The following is a 15,460-nucleotide window of genomic DNA, read 5'->3' on the forward strand; positions in this document are numbered from 1 at the left end:
CCGGTTACAGCGCCTCCGGCCCGCGCTCCCCGGTGCGGACCCGGACGACCGTGTCCACGGGGACCGACCAGACCTTGCCGTCGCCGATCTTGCCGGTCTGGGCCGCCTTGACGATGACGTCGATGACGTCCTCGGCGTCGTCCTCCTCGGCGAGGACCTCGACCCGGACCTTGGGCACCAGGTCGACCTGGTACTCGGCGCCGCGGTAGACCTCGGTGTGGCCGCGCTGCCGGCCGTAGCCGCTGGCCTCCGAGACCGTCATGCCCTTGATGCCGAACTGCTCCAGGGCGGCCTTCACGTCGTCCAGTTTGAACGGCTTGATGACTGCGGTGATGAGTTTCATGCGTCGACCTTCTTCGCAGGCGCGGGCACGGGCCCGTTGACGGAGGCCACTCCAGAGGAGTGGACGGTGCCGAGGTCGTACCCGGTCTCGGCGTGCGTGGTGATGTCGATGCCGGTCACCTCGTCCTCCTGGTTGATCCGGAAGCCCATCGTCTTGTCGATGATCTTTCCGATGACATACGCCATGATGAAGGAGTAGAGGCCGACCGCGACAGGACCGAGGATCTGCACACCGAGCTGGGAGATCGGGCCGCCGTAGATGAGGCCCTCGTTCTGGCCGTCCGCGAAGGGGTAGCGGGCGATGATGCCGAGCGAGACCGCGCCGATCGCGCCGCCGACCAGGTGGACGCCGACCACGTCGAGCGAGTCGTCGAAGCCGAGGCGGTACTTCAGGCCCACCGCGTACGCACAGACCGCGCCGGCGACGAGGCCGAGCAGGAGCGCCGCCCACGGGTCGACGAAGCCACAGGCGGGGGTGATGGCGACGAGGCCGGCGACGGCGCCGGAGGCGACGCCGAGGGTGGTGGAGTGGCCGTCGCGCAGCTTCTCCACGAGGATCCAGGCGCCGGCCGCGGCCGCCGTGGCGACCTGGGTGTTCATGAACGCGAGACCGGCGGTGCCGTCGACGGCGAGCTCGGAGCCCGCGTTGAAGCCGAACCAGCCGAACCACAGCAGACCGACGCCGAGCAGCACCAGGGTCAGGTTGTGGGGACGCATCGGGTCCTTGCGCCACCCGGTCCGCTTGCCGAGCACCAGCGCGAGCGCGAGTCCGGCGGCGCCCGCGTTCACGTGGACGACGGTGCCTCCGGCGAAGTCCTCGATGCCGAGGCCGGCCAGCCAGCCGCCGCCCCAGACCCAGTGGGCCACGGGGAAGTAGACGAGCGTCGCCCAGGCGAGGCCGAAGACGACCCACGCGCCGAATTTCGCCCGGTCGGCGATCGCGCCACTGATGAGGGCCACGGTGATGATGGCGAAGGTGAGCTGGAAGGCCGAGAACACCAGGCTCGGCATACCGGTGCCGTCGTCCTTGGTGGCCGTGTCGACCAGGCTCTGCAGACCCAGGGCGTCCCCGCCGCCGATGAGCTTGTTGACGACGTTGTCCCCGTCCCCGAAGGCGTCAAAGGCCAGCGAGTGGCCGTACAAGACCCAGGCGATGGTGACGGTGATGATGCTGACGAGCGACATCATCATCATGTTCAGGACGCTCTTCGCCCTGGTCATGCCCCCGTAGAAGAACGCGAGCCCAGGCGTCATCAGCAGCACCAGAGCGGTGGCTGTGATCATCCAGGCGGTGGTGCCGGTATCGATCTTCACCGACGCGGCCCTCCTTACAATTTGGCGTGTGGCCGGTTATCTCTCCCGCAGTGACTTCCTCCCGGGCGACCTTGGCCGGCTGGTGCACTGACGTTGGCGACAGCGTGTTCTTCCGCCGTTTCAGCCCACGACCATGCGTGTTTCACATGTGTGAAACTCGCCGCCACCGTGTTTCGGGCCGGTTTCGAACATGCCGGGAACGACAAAACGCGCACCCGAAACGGGTGCGCGTCGTCGGCCCTCCGCTCGGTTCGATGCGACCGGCCGCGAAGTGGCCGAGGGTGCGTTCTATCCGTGCCCGTCCACGTTCGACGCCGCGGCGGAGACCGATGAGACGCCGCCACCGGCCCCGGCCGGACCGCCGTCCCGGATTCCGAACGCCCTGATCACAGTAGGTCTCGGGCCGAATCGTAGATCTTGGCCAGCGCGGTCGTCAGCTGGCGGAGCTCGGTCTCGGTGAGACCGGCGGTGATCTTCTCTTCCAGGCTGCGGCGCTCGGCCTCGACCGGCCCCCGAAGCGCTCGGCCCGCGTCGGTCAGCCAGAGCCGCACGAGCCTGTTGTCATGTTCGTCGCGGCGGCGGACGAGCAGGCCGACGGCGCTCATCCGGGTGGCCATCTTGACGACGGTGGGCGTGGTGACGTGCAACGCGGCCGCGATCTCACCGGGTGTGCTGCCGTCGCGCTCCCACAGGGCCGCCAGCAGGTGATCCTGCCCCTGATGCAGGCCATGGCGGCGCATGGCCGTCTCGGCCAGCGCACGCAGCGCCTTCGTCGTTTTGCTGTGCAGGTCGAGGAACTCTGCCACCGCCACCTCCGGACGACAGATCGATTGACGGCTAATCATTTACCGGCTAACGTTCCCTCGCACGGTAATCGCTAGACGGCAAACGATTAGGAGTGTCATGTTACTGGTCACCGGAGCCACCGGCAGAATCGGGCGCGCGCTGGTCCGCGAGCTGGACGCGAGGAACGCGGAGTTTCGCATCCTCGTCCGCGACCCTGCCCGGGCGGCCGACCTGCCCGCAAGCGCCGAGCGCGTGCTCGGCGACCTGGACGAGCCCTCGACGCTCACCCCCGCCTTCCACGGCATCGACCGGCTCTTCCTGCTCACCCCGGGCATCGGCGTGGACCAGGCCGTGAACGCCGTCACCGCCGCACGCGACTCCGGAGTGCGTCACATCGTGCTGTTGTCGTCGATCTGGGTCTTCGGAGATCCGGTGCCCGCCATGGGCCGCTGGCACCACGAACGCGAGCAACTGCTGCGGGCATCCGGCATACCCGCCACGATCCTGCGTCCTGGCGGCTTCATGACCAATGCCCTGGAATGGGGGCCGTCCATCAGGGAGAAGGGGGTCGTCCTCGATGGGATCGGGCCGGGCCGGTCCGCGCCGATCGATCCGGCCGACATCGCAGCCGTCGCCGCCCTCGTGCTTACCGAGAACGGCCATGAAGGCCAGACCTATACCCTCACCGGCGACGAGACGCTCACCATCGCCGAGCAGGTCCAGATCATCGCCGCCACCATCGGCCGCCGCATAGAGGTCCGTACGGCCGCCACCCCCGAGGAGATCGTCCGGTCCCGCTACCCCAACGGCGCGCCGAAGCCCCTTGCCGACGCGGTCCTCGAAGCCGCGGCGCTCATGCGCGCGGACACGACCGGAGTCCGCACCGACACCGTGCGCCACCTGCTTGGCCGCCGCCCCCGCACCTTCTCCGACTGGTGCGTCCGAAACGCTCACGCGCTACGGCTCGACGGCGAACCCGAGTAGCGGCGGCCGGCGGACGGGGCGCCCCCTCGCTGCAACGGGCACGGACGACTGCGGACACCCGCCTTCGTCACTTGGCCGAGGGCGGGCCGCCGACTACGCGGCGCTGGCCATCTTGCGCAGCCGCACCAATGCGTCGCGCTCGATGCGCCTGGCGCGGTCACGGCCGATGCCGTAGCGCTCCCCCACCTCGGTGAGGGTGTGCTCGCGACCGTCCACCAGGCCGTAACGCCAGCGCAGCATCTCCCGCATCTGGCCCTCCAGGCCGGTCAGCCACTGCTCCAGGCGCTCCTTCTCCAGCGTGGCCATGGCCTGCTGCTCGGGGTCCGCCCAGGTCTCGTCGGCGATCATGTCACCGAGCTCGGTCTCGTCCTCGTCGCCGACGCCGAGCTGGAGGGAGACCGGGTCGGAGGCCCAGCGGCGCAGCTCCTGCACCCGCTCGACGGGCAGGTCGAGCACCTCGGCGAGGTCGGCGTCGGTCGGCTCGGCGTCGGACTCCGCGAGCATGTCCCTGCGCACCCGCATGAGCCGCGTCATCTGCTCACCCGCGTGGGTGGGCAGCCGCACCGGCCGCGCCTGCTCGTGAATCGAGCGGCCCACCGACTGCCGGATCCACCAGGTGGCGTACGTCGAGAACTTGTACCCCCGCCGATAGTCGAATTTCTCCACGGCGCGGACCAGCCCGAGATTTCCCTCCTGCACCAGGTCGATAAGCGGCATCCCCCGGCCGGAATACTTCCGCGCGACCGCCACCACGAGACGCAGGTTGGCCTGGATGAACTCGTCCTTCGCCCGCCGCCCCGAGATCGCTATGCGTTCCAGCTCCTCGTCGGCCGCGTCCGCGATCTTCGGCTCGCGCCGCCCGCTGTCGAGCAACTGCTCGGCGAACAGCCCCGCCTCGATGCGCTTGGCCAGCTCGACCTCCTGCTCCGCGGTCAGCAGCGGGACACGGCCGATCTCGGCCAGATACGTCCCCAGCAGATCCCGGTCAGAGACGTGCTGTTCCTGCGTCCGATTCCCCGTCGCCATCCGATGGCACCTCGTTCCGCCGCCGCGATATGCAATATGTGAGCCGACAAACCGGACGTGTCCGCCCCGCTCGGCACGGCCCCCGGTTTTCAGCTCCTGCCCCGCACAACGGCCGGTCCATGGCAAAGATTCCCCATGTGGATACGACCCGGGAATGGTTTCGTTTTCCTCCCCAAGGAGGATGCGAGGCCGGAAAAGAGTGCGATTACCCAGGTTATGAGGGTCTAAACGAGGCGGCGCCCCGTCCGCCACACCTGCGCCACCAGCGGCACTCCCGGCCGGTACGCGAGGTGGACGTACGACGGCGCCTCCAGGATGACGAGGTCCGCGCGCGAGCCGACGCACAGGGCGCCGACGTCGGTGCGCCGCAGCGCCCGCGCGCCGCCGCGAGTGGCCGCCCGTACGGCCTCCAGCGGCGTCATGCCCATCTCGCGCACGGCCAGGGCGACGCAGAACGGCATCGAGGTGGTGAACGAGGAGCCCGGGTTGCAGTCGGTCGCCAGGGCCACCGTGACGCCCGCGTCGAGCAGCCGCCGCGCGTCCGGATAGGGCGACCGGGTGGAGAACTCCGCGCCCGGCAGCAGGGTGGCGACCACCCCGGTCGCGACGAGCGCGTCCACGTCGGCATCGGTGAGATGGGTGCAGTGGTCGGCCGAGGCCGCCCCCATCTCGCAGGCCAGCCGCACCCCCGGCCCCGGTCCGAGCTGGTTGGCGTGCACCCTCAGCTGCAACCCGGCCTTGCGGCCCGCCGCGAGCACCTCCCTGCTGTGCTCCTCGCCGAACGCGCCGCGCTCGCAGAACACGTCCACCCATTTGGCGTAGGGCGCGCACGCCTCCAGCATCGGGCCGGTCACGAGCCGGACGTAGTCGTCGGCGGTCGTCTCAGGCGGGACGACGTGCGCTCCGAGGAACGTGGTCTCCTCGGTGAACTGGCACGCGATCTCCAGGCTGCGGCGCTCGTCCTCCACGGTGAGGCCGTAGCCGCTCTTGATCTCGAACGTCGTCGCGCCCTGCATGACCATCTCCGAGACCAGCAGCGCGGTGGTGGACACGAGTTCGGGGATGGTGGCCCGGCGGGTGGCGGCGACGGTCGAGCGGATGCCGCCCGCGGTGTAGGGCCGTCCGGCCATCCGCGCGGCGAACTCCTCGGTGCGGTCGCCGGCGAAGACCAGGTGCGCGTGGCTGTCCACGAATCCCGGGATGACGGCGCGCCCCTCCACGTCGACCCGCTCGTCTGCGGGCGGGGCGTCGGCGGAACGGCCGATCCACCGGACCAGGCCGTCGTCCACGACCAGCGCGGCGTCCTCGATCTCCTCTCGCTCGGGGTCTGCCGTGTACAGCAGCCCGATCCCCGTGAAAACGACTGATGTCATGCCGCTCGGCCCCACGTCACCTCATCCTCGCCACCCCGCGAACGGCGCAAACCTCACCGGTGCAGCGGGGCGAGCGCGTCGCGCAGCAGCGCCCCGACGTCGCCGAGCACGTGCCGCCCGTCCTCCACGATCCGCCGCCCGCCGGCGACCACCGAGTGCACGTCGGCCGAGGTGCCGGCGAACACCACGGACTCCACCGCCGACGCCTTGGTCGCGCCGGCCGTACGGACCGAGTCGAGCCGGACGGAGACGAGGTCGGCCCAGGCCCCGGCCACCAGGCACCCGGCGTCGGGGAAGCCCAGCGACGCCTGCCCGGTGGCGGTCGCGGCGTGCAGGAGCTGCGCGGCGGGCCAGTGCCCGCGCTCGCCGGTGACCAGCCGCTCGTCCATCTCCACCGCCCTGGCCTCTTCGAACAGGTCGATGACCGCCTGGCTGTCGGTGCCGAGCGTGATGGGCGCTCCGGCCTCCAGGAGCCGGCGGGCGGGGCCGACGCCGTCGGCGAGGTCGCGTTCGGTGGTGGGACACATGCACACGTGGGTGGTGGAGCCGCCGAGCAGCGCCACGTCCACGTCGGACAGGTGGGTGGCGTGGACGGCGGTCGAGCGCGGGCCCAGCGCGCCGTGGTCGTGCAGCACCTGGACGGGCGTCGCCGAGTAGACCTCGACGCACGCCTCGTTCTCGGCCTGCTGCTCCGACACGTGCGCGTGCAGCGGCCCGGTGTGCCGGTGGGCGAAGTCGACGACGACGTGCATCTGCTCGGGGGGCACCGCGCGCACCGAGTGGATGGCCGCGCCGATCTCCACGTCCTGCTCGCCCTCGTGCGCCCGGGCGAGATCGTCGGCCCTGGCCGCCCAGCGCTCGGCGTCCCCGTCGCCGAAACGCAGCTGGGTGCCGGTGAGGGCCTCGCCGATGCCGCCGGTCAGATAGCAGGTGTCGAGCAGGGTGATGCGCAGCCCGGCCGTCCTGGCCGCCTCGACCAGCGCGTGGCCCATCGCGTTCGGGTCCGCGTAGGGCCTGCCCCCGGCCCCGTGGTGCAGGTAGTGGAACTCGGCCACGGTGGTGATGCCGGCGAGTGCCATCTCGGCGTACGTCGCGGTGGCCAGGGCGAGGTAGCGGTCCGGGTCGAGCGCCTCGGCGACCGCGTACATCCGCTCGCGCCAGGTCCAGAAGCTGCCGCGGCCGGTCTGGGTGTGGCCGCGCAGGGCGCGGTGGAAGGCGTGCGAGTGACAGTTGGCCAGGCCGGGCAGCGTGAGCCCGGCCAGCCGTTCGGCTCCCGGGGGAGGCGCCACCTCGGGCCTGATCTCCACGATGCGGTGGCCCTCGACACCGACGACCACGCTCTCGACGACCTCGCCGGGCGGCAGCCACGCCATCTCGCACCAGTAAGTCACGTGCACCGGTCCTCCAGATGGGCGGCGTGGCGGTAGTGCCACTGTAATGAACTCCCGTCCCCCCGCGCCTCGTGCGGCCGTCAGCGGGTCGGTCCCCCGGACGGCCGTACGGTGATCTCGGTGACATGGGCGTCGGGCGTGGCCGTCAGCGCCACCAGCACGGCCCGCGCCACCGACTCCGGCTCCAGGTATTTTCCCGGCTCGTACGGCCCTGCCTCCTGGGCGCGGACGTCCCTTTGCATGTCGGTGTCCACCCGCCCAGGAAAGATCGTGGTGACCCGGACTCCGTTGGCGTGCTCCTCCTCGCGCAGCACGTCCGCGTACGCGCGCAGGGCGAACTTGCTCGCGGCGTAGGCGCCCCAGTTGGGGTTGGCCCGCTGCCCCGCGCCGGAGTTGATCAGCACGACGTGCCCGTGGGCCGCGCGCAGCGCGGGCAGCAGCAGCCGGGTCAGCTCGGCGACCGCGATGACGTTGACGTCCATCGTCCGCCGCCAGACCTCGGCCGGGGTGTCGGCGAGGTGACCGAGCCTGGCGATGCCCGCGCTGTGGACCAGCAGGTCGAGCCGGTCGATCCCCTCGACGTCGGCCGGGGTGAGCTCGGTGAGCTCCACCGCCCATGGGCGGGCCGCCGGCAGTTCCGCGCACAGCGCGTCGAGCGCCGTGCCGTCCCGCCCGCCCAGGAAGAGCTCGTAGTCGGGGGCGAGAGCACGGGCGATCGCCGCCCCCACGCCCCGCGAGGCGCCGGTGATCAGAGCCGTGGGTCGCATGCACCTCACCCTAGCTTGACGTTCCCCCCTTCCCGTTCCGGTGCCCGGGGGTGTCTGAAGCCAGGCCGAAGGCCGGACGGAACGACGGTGTTCCGCCCGGCCTTCGGGTCGATGGGTTCAGGTGGGCGGGGTTACGGGCAGTTGCCGATGTCGCTTTCGGCGGAGGCCAGGACGACGTTGGTCTTGGCCAGGCCGAGGGCGTTGACGGTGACGTGGACGGCGTTGACGGTCAGGCCCTTGTCCGGGGTGGTGAAGGAGGTCTGCTCGTTGAGGACCAGCTTGACGACGCCGACGTTGACCGTGGTGTTGGGCTGGATGTTGGTGGGTTCCGCGATGACCACCGTGTTACCGACCTTGAGGGAGGCGATCGTGGTGGTTCCGGTGGATCCGGCGCAGGTGGTGGTGGAGCTGGATTTGATGGTCTTGACGGTGATCACCGGGATGCCGGTGATCCCGATGGTGGTGTCGTCGATGGAGGCGGTGGCCACGGATTTGCCGGGGAACTCGGTGGTGGCCACCTGGGCGCACAGGGCGTGTGCGCTGATCAGTCCGCTGAGGGTGGCGGTGCAGGGCACCGAGGTGGTGCCGGTCGAGGTGGTGGAGATGGGGCCGGTGTCCGGGGTGCGTGCGATGTTGACCAGCTGGATGCCGGCCAGGGATGCGCCGGCGGTCAGGCCGTAGGCCCGCCCGGTCAGCCGCTGCGGCGTCACGGTGACCTGTTCCTCGCTGCACGGCGAGGTGACGGAGTTGTTGTTGTCGTCGCCGTTGTAGGTGGCGGTCCACCGGTAGGTGCCGGCCGCGCCGATGGTCACGTCGCCGGACACGGCGATGCCGTTTCCGAACAGCGTGCCGGTGCGGGTGGCGATGGGCGTCGCGCAGTCGGTGTCGCCGGGAGCGTACAGCTTGAATGTGACTTGGCCGTCGGGGTGGAACCCGCCGGAGAGGTTGGAGGTGTCGGACACGACGCCGCCGGCCGGCACGGACCCCGATGGGGTGGTGGTGATGCCCGGGGTGGCCTTGACGACCTCGACCTCTTCGTCGCCGCACGCGGAGGTGACCGGGTTGTTCGCGTCGTCGCCGCTGTAGGAGGCCACCCACCGGTAGGTGCCCACCCCGCCCGCGGGGATGTCCCCGGACGCGGCGGTGCCGCCGCCGGACACCGTCCCGGTGCGCGTCGCGATAGGCGTCTCGCAGTCGGTGTCGCCGGGCCCGAACAGCTGGAATTCGACGGTGCCCGTCGGATGGAACCCACCGGACAGGGTCGCCGTGTCCGAGACGTTCCCGCCCGCGGGCACCTGGCCCGACGGCGTCGTGGCGATCGACGGAGTCACCTTGGGGACGTGTTCGGTGATCGTCTCGGTGAAGCCCGGCGACAGGACGTCGTTCAGCAGGAAGTCCACCTTGCAGGTGAGCGTGCTGCCCGGTTCGGCTCCGGCGCCGACGGAGACGGTCTCGGTGAAGGTGGTGTCATCGCCGCTGGTCACCGTCCGGCTGCCCGGGGTCAGGGACACCGACAGGTTCGGATCGCAGTCGCTCAACTGGTGGGTGACCGTGACCGGCAGGTTGTGCAGGGCCGCCAGGATGGTGTCGCTGACCTCAGAGGCGTCGAGGCCGGAGAACAGCTGACCGTCCGTGGCGTCGGTGATCGCGGTCGCCTGCCCGGTCGAGTCCAGCCCGGCCAGGTCGAACGCGAGCACCGTGATGTCGGCCGCCTGCAGGGCGCTGATCGCGTTGGCCAGCGTATGGCCGCTGCTGGGGTCGTGGCTGGGTGCGTCCCCGATCAGCAACACGATCCGGGAGCTGTTCGGACGGAAGCCGACCGCCCCGGACGCGACCTGGAACAGACCGTTGATGCCGTCCTCGGGGAAGTCGCCGCCACCCGTCGCGGCCAGCGAGTTGAGGCCGTTGGCGACATCGGTCTGGTTGGCGGTGAGGTTCTGCGCCACCCGGAACGGCGTCGTGTCCCCCGCGTCCTTGTACTCGGCGACCGCGAACTGCGCGTCCGGCTGCGCCGAGGCGATGGTGGTCAAGATGGTGTTCGCATTGGTCCGCACGTTCGAGATGACCCCGCCCATGCTTCCTGTCGTGTCGATCAGGAACGTGATATCCGGCTTGGGCGGGACCGCCGGAGTGGACACGGTCTTGGCGATCGTCGTCGATCCCCCCGGGTCCAGGTTCAGCGTCACGTCCGCCGGGGTGACCCCGGGCGCGGCGGACGCCGTCCCCACCCCGGCCACCAGCGTCACACCGGCCGCCACCACGCACACGGCGGCCCGTAATCGTCGCGTCATTCTCACGGTTGCATTCCTTCTGATGTGGCGTCATGCCCTGACGAATTCGAAATCGCTGGCCATTCAGAAATTGCCATGATTGCGCCAGCCGGGACGTCCTCCCCTCATGTGTTGGCGCGAGCGAATACGAAATCGCATCGCCTGACGACCTCGGTGACCTTTTCGGCGCCAGCCGCCGATCAACGAGGGGGTGTGGCCACGGTCATATGGTGACCGGTCGGCGAATAGATGTAAATAGGCCACTTACGGCAAGTTCCCAAGTGGCCACAGTCGGCCACTTCCGGCCGATGGGAGGCACCCGCGAGCAGCGGTTCCTACCGAGGTCTTCTTTGGGTACGCCCGGGGAAATGAGAGATTTTCAGTTTTTCCGCTTCGAAAAAGAACGGCCGTTTCCAGCCCTCCGGACCGCCTGAATCACGGTTATGCGCATCGCCGTAGAGCCGGCCGACAGTCCTCCACACTCATTCAAAATCGACCGAATCCGACAAATACGACGGCTTCCGGTCACGACTCGGCACCCCGGCAAAGCACAACCGCAGGCAGCCGAAAACGCGCCTCACCGCTGCGGGCGCAGCGTCTCGGGAGTGGGGCGCTCCAGGGTCAGGGCGTAGCGGTGGTGCGGGTAGCGGTGGTCGGCCGGGCGCACTCGCACCTCGCCCGCGGCGGCCTCCAGGATCACGCAGCGGTACCACTCGCCGTCCTCCAGGAACTCCCACTGCCCGGCGAGCATGTCGAGCCCGGTGCGGCGCACCTCCTCCTCGGCCCGCTCGTACGGCCCTGCCGCGCCGATGGGGTAGCCGAAGACGGTCAGCGGCTCCCATTCCTCGCCGATCCGCTCGACGTAGCCGAGCAGGGCGCCGTCGTCGTCCCTGCGGATCTCGTGCCTGTCTGTGTCGGGGTTCATGGTTGACCACGATACTCAAACTTGTATACAAATTTGTATATGACATCGACGCGTGTGATGATCCTGGGCGTGCTGCTGGACGGGCCGCTGCACGGATACGAGGTGCGCAAGACGCTCGAACTGTGGGGCACCCAGCACTGGGCCAACATCGCCTTCGGCTCGATCTACCACGCGCTGGGGAAGATGGCCCAGGAAGGCCTGCTGGAGGTGGCCGGCGACAGCGGACCCCCCGACGGGCGCGGGCGCACGGTCTACGCCATCACTCCCCAGGGACGGGCCGAGTTCGACCGGCGACTGCGCGAGCACTGGTCGGAGATCATGCCGATCGTCGACCCGTTCCAGGTCGCGCTGACGTTCATGGATCGGCTGCCGAAGGCCGACCTGCTGGCGGTCGTACGGGAGAGGACCGAGAGGCTGCGTGCGGGGTTCGCGAGCTTCGAGCGGGCTCGCAACGCCAAGCGCGCGGCGGACGCCCCGCGGCACGTGGACGAGTGCCTGGCGTTGAGCGCGGCCGAATATCGCGCCCAACTGGAGTGGCTGGAACAGGCCGTCGCTCGCATCGAACGCGACGACATCCCCTGACCGGCGAGGAGACGAAATGATCACCCGCGATCCGCATGCCGGCGACGCTGGTCGCGCCCACCGCCGGCACCACGACGGTCGCCGGGCACGACCTGCCGACCTCCCCCGGGCAGGTGCGGCGCCGCATCGGGTACGTCGGCCAGGCCGGCGGCGCGGACGAGACCGGCATGTCGTAGATCCTGCAGTTCTTCGCGCTGCCGATGATCCTGTTCACCGGCATCCTGCTGCCGATGTCACTCGCCCCGCAGTGGATGCGGACGGTGGCCCAGGTCAACCCGCTTCACCACGCGGTCGAGGCCGGGCGGGCACCGGCTAACCGTTCTTGAGGAAGGCCAGCAGGTCGTCGTTCAGGGCGTCCTTGTGGGTCACGAACAGCCCGTGCCCGCCGGTGGGGTACTCCTTGTAGACCGCCCCGGGAACGAGGGCGGCCGTACGGCGGCCGGTCGTCTCGACCCGCGCCGACATGTCCGCGGCGCCGTGCACGACGAGCGCGGGAACGGTGATCGCGCGCAGCCCGTCCCGGTGGTCGGCGTGGTAGATCGCCTCGAACAGCCGCGCGGTCGCCCACGGCGAGGTCGACAGGCACTGCGCGAGCGTCCAGTCGACGAGCGCCGGAGAGACGTCGTTGCCGAGGTGCGTGGCGAACCACACCTGCGCCTGCCGGGCGAACCACTTCGGCCGGTCGGTGGCGAACTGGGCGAGCGTGGCGCGCAGCCCCTCCTCGGGGGCGCCCTCCGGGTTGTCCGCGGTCCGCTTGAGGAACGGCAGGACGGCGGAGACGAACGCGACCCGGGCCACCCTGTCCTCACCGTGCCTGACCAGGTAACGAGCGATTTCGGAGCCCCCTGCGGAGTGCCCGACCAGGGTCACGCGGCGCAGGCCGAGGTGCTCGATCAGCGCGGCCACGTCGTCAGCGAGGGTGTCCAGGTCGTAGCCCGTCGAGGGGCGGTCGGAGCGGCCGTGCCCGCGCCGGTCAAGCGTCACGCACCGGTAGCCGTGCTCGACGAAGAACGGAAGCTGGTACTCCCACATGTCGCTGTGCAGCACCCAGCTCGCCAGGAAAAGGATCGGCTCACCCTGCCCGTAGTCCTCGTAGGCCAGTCGCGTGCCGTCAGCGGTCTCGAAGAACATCCGCACTCCTCAGGTCTCGGTCGAACACGTCCGAGCCTGACGGGTGGCAGCGCGAAGATCGATTACGTGAGAGGTAAGCGGCGGGGCGCCCTGCCGAACCGACCGGGCGCCCCGCCTCCGACCCGGGTCACCGGACGCGCCCGCACGCGCGATGGCACCGGCAACCGGGCGGTGGTGAAGGAGAGGTTACGCACCTGCGACGTTCCCGGTTCCCGGTCGAAAGAAGCTGTGGCCCGGTGTAAGGGCTGCTCACGGCTTCGCCATGCCGTGTGCGGACGGATCGCGGGCCGCCCGGTCAGGACGAGACGAGGAACTGCGTGGCGGCGAGCTCGCGGTAGAGCTCGTCGGCCGCGACCAGCTCGTCGTGGGTGCCCCAGGCCCGCACGCGACCGGCCTCCATCACCACGATCCGGTCGGCCCCGGTCACGGTGGACAGGCGGTGGGCGATCACCAGGACCGTCGTCTCGCGCGCCACCTCCGCCACGACCTCCCGCAGCCGCATCTCGTTGACCGCGTCGAGCTGGGAGGTCGCCTCGTCGAGCAGCAGCAGCCTGGGCCGGCGCAGCAGTGCCCTGGCGATGGCGACCCGCTGCCGCTCGCCGCCCGACAGCAGGATGCCGCGATGCCCGACCGGCGTCCGCAGTCCCTCGGGCAGCCGCTCGACCAGGTCGTCCAGGCGCGTACGGGCGAGGGCGCGGGCCACCTCCTCGTCGGTCGCGCCGGGCGCGCCGAAGACGAGGTTCTCCCGCAACGTCCCCGCGAGCACGGGGGCGTCCTGCTCGACGTACCCGAGCATGGCCCGCAGCTCGCCGAGCGGCCAGTCGCGGATGTCGCGCCCGCCGACGGCGATCGTCCCCTCCTGCGGCTCGTAGAACCGCTCGATGAGGCCGAACACCGTCGACTTGCCCGCGCCGGAGGGGCCGACCAGCGCGGTCATGCCGCCGACCGGCACCTCGAACGTCACGCCGTTGTGGACCACCGGCCGGTCCTCGCCGTACCGGAAGACGACCCCGGAGAAGGTCACCCCGACGGGCTCGCCGCCGGCCCGCGCCACGGGTGCGGCGGCGGGCTCGGTGCGCATCGCGGCGATCTCCTGGATGCGGGTCACCGCGGCCAGGCCGTTCTGGATCTGGGTGAGGCTCTGGATGATCTGGCCGATCGGGGAGACCAGGTAGAACAGGTACAGCAGGAAGGCGATCAGGGCGGAGATCTCCATCTCCCCCGACGCGACCCGCGCGCCGCCCACCCCCAGCACCGCGAGGAACGCGAGCTGGACCGACATCCAGGCGCCGATCCCGGCCAGCGAGGTCCACGCGGCGGCGGCCACGCCACGGTCGCGCGCCTCGACGGCCGCCGCGCCCACCACCGCGGTCTCCCGCGCCTCCGCGCCGCTGGCCTTGACCGTACGGAACGCCTGGAGGGCGCGGTCGAGCATCGAGCTCATCTCGCCGAGCGCCACCTGCGCCTGGAGCGAGGCCCGCCGGATGCGCGGGGCGATGGCCACGCCCATGACGGCGACCAGGCCGACGACGGCGAGCGTGACCCCGAGCAGCAGGCCGTCCATGATCGCCATCATCACGGCGGCGCCGAGGAACATGAAGACCGCCCCGACCAGGGACGCGAGCGCGTCCGTGCACACGGCCCGCAGCAGGGTGGTGTCGGAGCTGACCCGCGACAGCAGATCGCCGGGCTTGAGCCGGTCCACGTCGGAGACCGTGAGCCGCAGGATGCGGTCCACCAGGCCCCGTCGCGAGTCGAGCACGATCGTCTCGCCCATCCGCTCCAGCAGGAACCGCCCGGCCGCCGAGATCAGCGCGCCGACCAGGACCGCGGCCGACAGCCCGAGCACCGGACCCGCCAGCGCGCCGCCCGCGCCGAACGCGTCGATCACCCGCTTGGCCATGACCGGCATGGCGAGCCCGGCGAGGCTGCCCACGAGGCTGAGCAGGCCGCCCAGCAGGAGCACCCGCCGGTGGGGTCGCACCTGGCCGAGCAGCAGCCGCCAGGAGGCGCGCTCCCCCAGGGACGCCTTCGGCCGTGGCGCGGGCTGACCACCGTCAGGGCCGTCGCCCTCCATCCCCATGGAGCCCCCTTCGCGCGAACCCAGCGTGCGATCTTCCGGAGACCCTAGTTCACCGGAAACGCCGGTGTGCGCGGGGATTTCGGGCCGATGTCGGCGGGACGGTCGCGCAGCGGCTCACGGAGCGGCTCACTGAGCGGCTCACGGGGCAGGGCGACCTCGCACGACCGGCCGGACGGGCCGCGCGTCCTCGACGAGGCGCAGGTGGAACGGCGGCGCCGGTAAGGGGGAAGACGCGGTCGCCGTCGCAGTATCGCCCGAGCACCCACCGTGACGGTCCGTCATCCGGGCACTCCGTAGAGCAGGCGGATCTCCCGGACGGTGTCCATGATCTCGTACCACGTGAGACACAGGTCGGCCTCGGCCTCCTCGCCACGCGCCTCGGCGGCCATCAACCGGTCCCCCGTGAGCAGCGCCGTCTCCCGTTTGAGCTGGGCCGCCATCCGTTGGAACACGAACCGCTCGCGAGACTCCATTACCGTCCTCCCG

General features: G+C 70.6%; 16 protein-coding genes. 4 read left to right on the forward strand and 12 right to left on the reverse strand.

Going from position 1 to position 15,460, the window contains the following annotated elements; all coding sequences use genetic code 11:
- Positions 1 to 4: 4 nt before the first annotated feature.
- From ACGFIB_RS27440 to ACGFIB_RS27450, 3 genes are all read right to left on the reverse strand, one after another.
- Entirely contained in the window at positions 5 to 343 is a 339-nt protein-coding gene (locus tag ACGFIB_RS27440) for a P-II family nitrogen regulator (RefSeq protein ID WP_030510869.1), read from the reverse strand.
- A complete protein-coding gene (locus ACGFIB_RS27445; RefSeq protein ID WP_142571454.1) occupies positions 340 to 1,656 on the reverse strand; it encodes an ammonium transporter in 1,317 nt (438 codons plus the stop codon). Before ACGFIB_RS27445 ends, ACGFIB_RS27440 begins: the two co-directional genes overlap by 4 nt.
- 386 nt (positions 1,657 to 2,042) lie before the next feature.
- Positions 2,043 to 2,462 (reverse strand): MarR family winged helix-turn-helix transcriptional regulator, encoded by a 420-nt coding sequence (locus ACGFIB_RS27450; RefSeq protein ID WP_142571657.1) that lies wholly within the window; start codon positions 2,460 to 2,462, stop codon positions 2,043 to 2,045.
- A gap of 97 nt (positions 2,463 to 2,559) precedes the next feature.
- Between ACGFIB_RS27450 and ACGFIB_RS27455 the strand changes: the two genes are divergently transcribed.
- Complete coding sequence (locus tag ACGFIB_RS27455) at positions 2,560 to 3,426, forward strand: SDR family oxidoreductase (RefSeq protein ID WP_357244822.1); 867 nt, start codon at positions 2,560 to 2,562, stop codon at positions 3,424 to 3,426.
- A 93-nt stretch (positions 3,427 to 3,519) separates the two neighbouring features.
- Here ACGFIB_RS27455 and ACGFIB_RS27460 read toward each other — a convergent pair whose 3' ends face one another.
- The 6 genes from ACGFIB_RS27460 to ACGFIB_RS27485 all read right to left on the reverse strand — a co-directional run bounded on the left by ACGFIB_RS27460 (position 3,520) and on the right by ACGFIB_RS27485 (position 11,178).
- The gene (locus ACGFIB_RS27460; RefSeq protein WP_142571456.1) at positions 3,520 to 4,452 is read right to left on the reverse strand and encodes a sigma-70 family RNA polymerase sigma factor; all 933 of its coding nucleotides are present in this window, start codon (positions 4,450 to 4,452) and stop codon (positions 3,520 to 3,522) included.
- Positions 4,453 to 4,676: 224 nt separating this feature from the next.
- Entirely contained in the window at positions 4,677 to 5,825 is a 1,149-nt protein-coding gene (gene hutI, locus ACGFIB_RS27465; protein WP_393376022.1) for an imidazolonepropionase, read from the reverse strand.
- Between the two features lie 53 nt (positions 5,826 to 5,878).
- Positions 5,879 to 7,222: a formimidoylglutamate deiminase gene (locus ACGFIB_RS27470; protein ID WP_357028787.1), complete on the reverse strand. Its 1,344-nt coding sequence runs from the start codon at positions 7,220 to 7,222 to the stop codon at positions 5,879 to 5,881.
- A gap of 74 nt (positions 7,223 to 7,296) precedes the next feature.
- A complete protein-coding gene (locus ACGFIB_RS27475; protein WP_357244818.1) occupies positions 7,297 to 7,983 on the reverse strand; it encodes an SDR family oxidoreductase in 687 nt (228 codons plus the stop codon).
- Positions 7,984 to 8,114: 131 nt separating this feature from the next.
- Positions 8,115 to 10,274 carry a choice-of-anchor P family protein gene (locus tag ACGFIB_RS27480; RefSeq protein WP_393376277.1) on the reverse strand — a complete coding sequence of 720 codons (2,160 nt, stop codon included), beginning with the start codon at positions 10,272 to 10,274 and terminating at the stop codon, positions 8,115 to 8,117.
- 556 nt (positions 10,275 to 10,830) lie between these two features.
- Positions 10,831 to 11,178 (reverse strand): hypothetical protein, encoded by a 348-nt coding sequence (locus ACGFIB_RS27485; protein WP_393376024.1) that lies wholly within the window; start codon positions 11,176 to 11,178, stop codon positions 10,831 to 10,833.
- A gap of 39 nt (positions 11,179 to 11,217) precedes the next feature.
- Here ACGFIB_RS27485 and ACGFIB_RS27490 point away from each other — a divergent pair, with 39 nt between their 5' ends.
- The 3 genes from ACGFIB_RS27490 to ACGFIB_RS27500 are packed head-to-tail and all read left to right on the forward strand — an operon-like array spanning position 11,218 to position 12,086.
- Positions 11,218 to 11,760 (forward strand): PadR family transcriptional regulator, encoded by a 543-nt coding sequence (locus ACGFIB_RS27490; protein WP_142571462.1) that lies wholly within the window; start codon positions 11,218 to 11,220, stop codon positions 11,758 to 11,760.
- Between the two features lie 35 nt (positions 11,761 to 11,795).
- The gene (locus ACGFIB_RS27495; RefSeq protein ID WP_393376026.1) at positions 11,796 to 11,936 is read left to right on the forward strand and encodes a hypothetical protein; all 141 of its coding nucleotides are present in this window, start codon (positions 11,796 to 11,798) and stop codon (positions 11,934 to 11,936) included.
- 3 nt (positions 11,937 to 11,939) lie between these two features.
- On the forward strand, positions 11,940 to 12,086 hold the full coding sequence (locus ACGFIB_RS27500) for an ABC transporter permease (protein WP_393376279.1): 147 nt from the start codon (positions 11,940 to 11,942) through the stop codon (positions 12,084 to 12,086).
- Here the strand turns inward: ACGFIB_RS27500 and ACGFIB_RS27505 are convergent.
- From ACGFIB_RS27505 to ACGFIB_RS27515, 3 genes are all read right to left on the reverse strand, one after another.
- Positions 12,073 to 12,891, reverse strand: a complete 819-nt coding sequence (locus tag ACGFIB_RS27505; RefSeq protein ID WP_357244812.1) for an alpha/beta fold hydrolase — start codon at positions 12,889 to 12,891, stop codon at positions 12,073 to 12,075. The two genes, ACGFIB_RS27500 and ACGFIB_RS27505, sit on opposite strands and share 14 nt — an antisense overlap.
- 295 nt (positions 12,892 to 13,186) lie before the next feature.
- Positions 13,187 to 14,974, reverse strand: a complete 1,788-nt coding sequence (locus tag ACGFIB_RS27510) for an ABC transporter ATP-binding protein (RefSeq protein ID WP_393376028.1) — start codon at positions 14,972 to 14,974, stop codon at positions 13,187 to 13,189.
- 278 nt (positions 14,975 to 15,252) lie between these two features.
- Complete coding sequence (locus ACGFIB_RS27515) at positions 15,253 to 15,447, reverse strand: hypothetical protein (RefSeq protein ID WP_142571464.1); 195 nt, start codon at positions 15,445 to 15,447, stop codon at positions 15,253 to 15,255.
- Positions 15,448 to 15,460: the final 13 nt, after the last annotated feature.

This window comes from Microbispora bryophytorum (assembly GCF_043197435.1).
Lineage (GTDB): Bacteria > Actinomycetota > Actinomycetes > Streptosporangiales > Streptosporangiaceae > Microbispora > Microbispora bryophytorum.

Coding starts and splice junctions, on each gene's coding strand:
- hutI (WP_393376022.1), bottom strand. CDS start 5,825: ATGACATCAGTCGTTTTCACGGGGATCGGGCTGCTGTACACGGCAGAC.
- ACGFIB_RS27505 (WP_357244812.1), bottom strand. CDS start 12,891: ATGTTCTTCGAGACCGCTGACGGCACGCGACTGGCCTACGAGGACTAC.
- ACGFIB_RS27515 (WP_142571464.1), bottom strand. CDS start 15,447: ATGGAGTCTCGCGAGCGGTTCGTGTTCCAACGGATGGCGGCCCAGCTC.
- ACGFIB_RS27440 (WP_030510869.1), bottom strand. CDS start 343: ATGAAACTCATCACCGCAGTCATCAAGCCGTTCAAACTGGACGACGTG.
- ACGFIB_RS27460 (WP_142571456.1), bottom strand. CDS start 4,452: ATGGCGACGGGGAATCGGACGCAGGAACAGCACGTCTCTGACCGGGAT.
- ACGFIB_RS27490 (WP_142571462.1), top strand. CDS start 11,218: ATGACATCGACGCGTGTGATGATCCTGGGCGTGCTGCTGGACGGGCCG.
- ACGFIB_RS27475 (WP_357244818.1), bottom strand. CDS start 7,983: ATGCGACCCACGGCTCTGATCACCGGCGCCTCGCGGGGCGTGGGGGCG.
- ACGFIB_RS27455 (WP_357244822.1), top strand. CDS start 2,560: ATGTTACTGGTCACCGGAGCCACCGGCAGAATCGGGCGCGCGCTGGTC.
- ACGFIB_RS27495 (WP_393376026.1), top strand. CDS start 11,796: ATGCCGGCGACGCTGGTCGCGCCCACCGCCGGCACCACGACGGTCGCC.
- ACGFIB_RS27485 (WP_393376024.1), bottom strand. CDS start 11,178: ATGAACCCCGACACAGACAGGCACGAGATCCGCAGGGACGACGACGGC.
- ACGFIB_RS27510 (WP_393376028.1), bottom strand. CDS start 14,974: ATGGGGATGGAGGGCGACGGCCCTGACGGTGGTCAGCCCGCGCCACGG.
- ACGFIB_RS27480 (WP_393376277.1), bottom strand. CDS start 10,274: ATGACGCGACGATTACGGGCCGCCGTGTGCGTGGTGGCGGCCGGTGTG.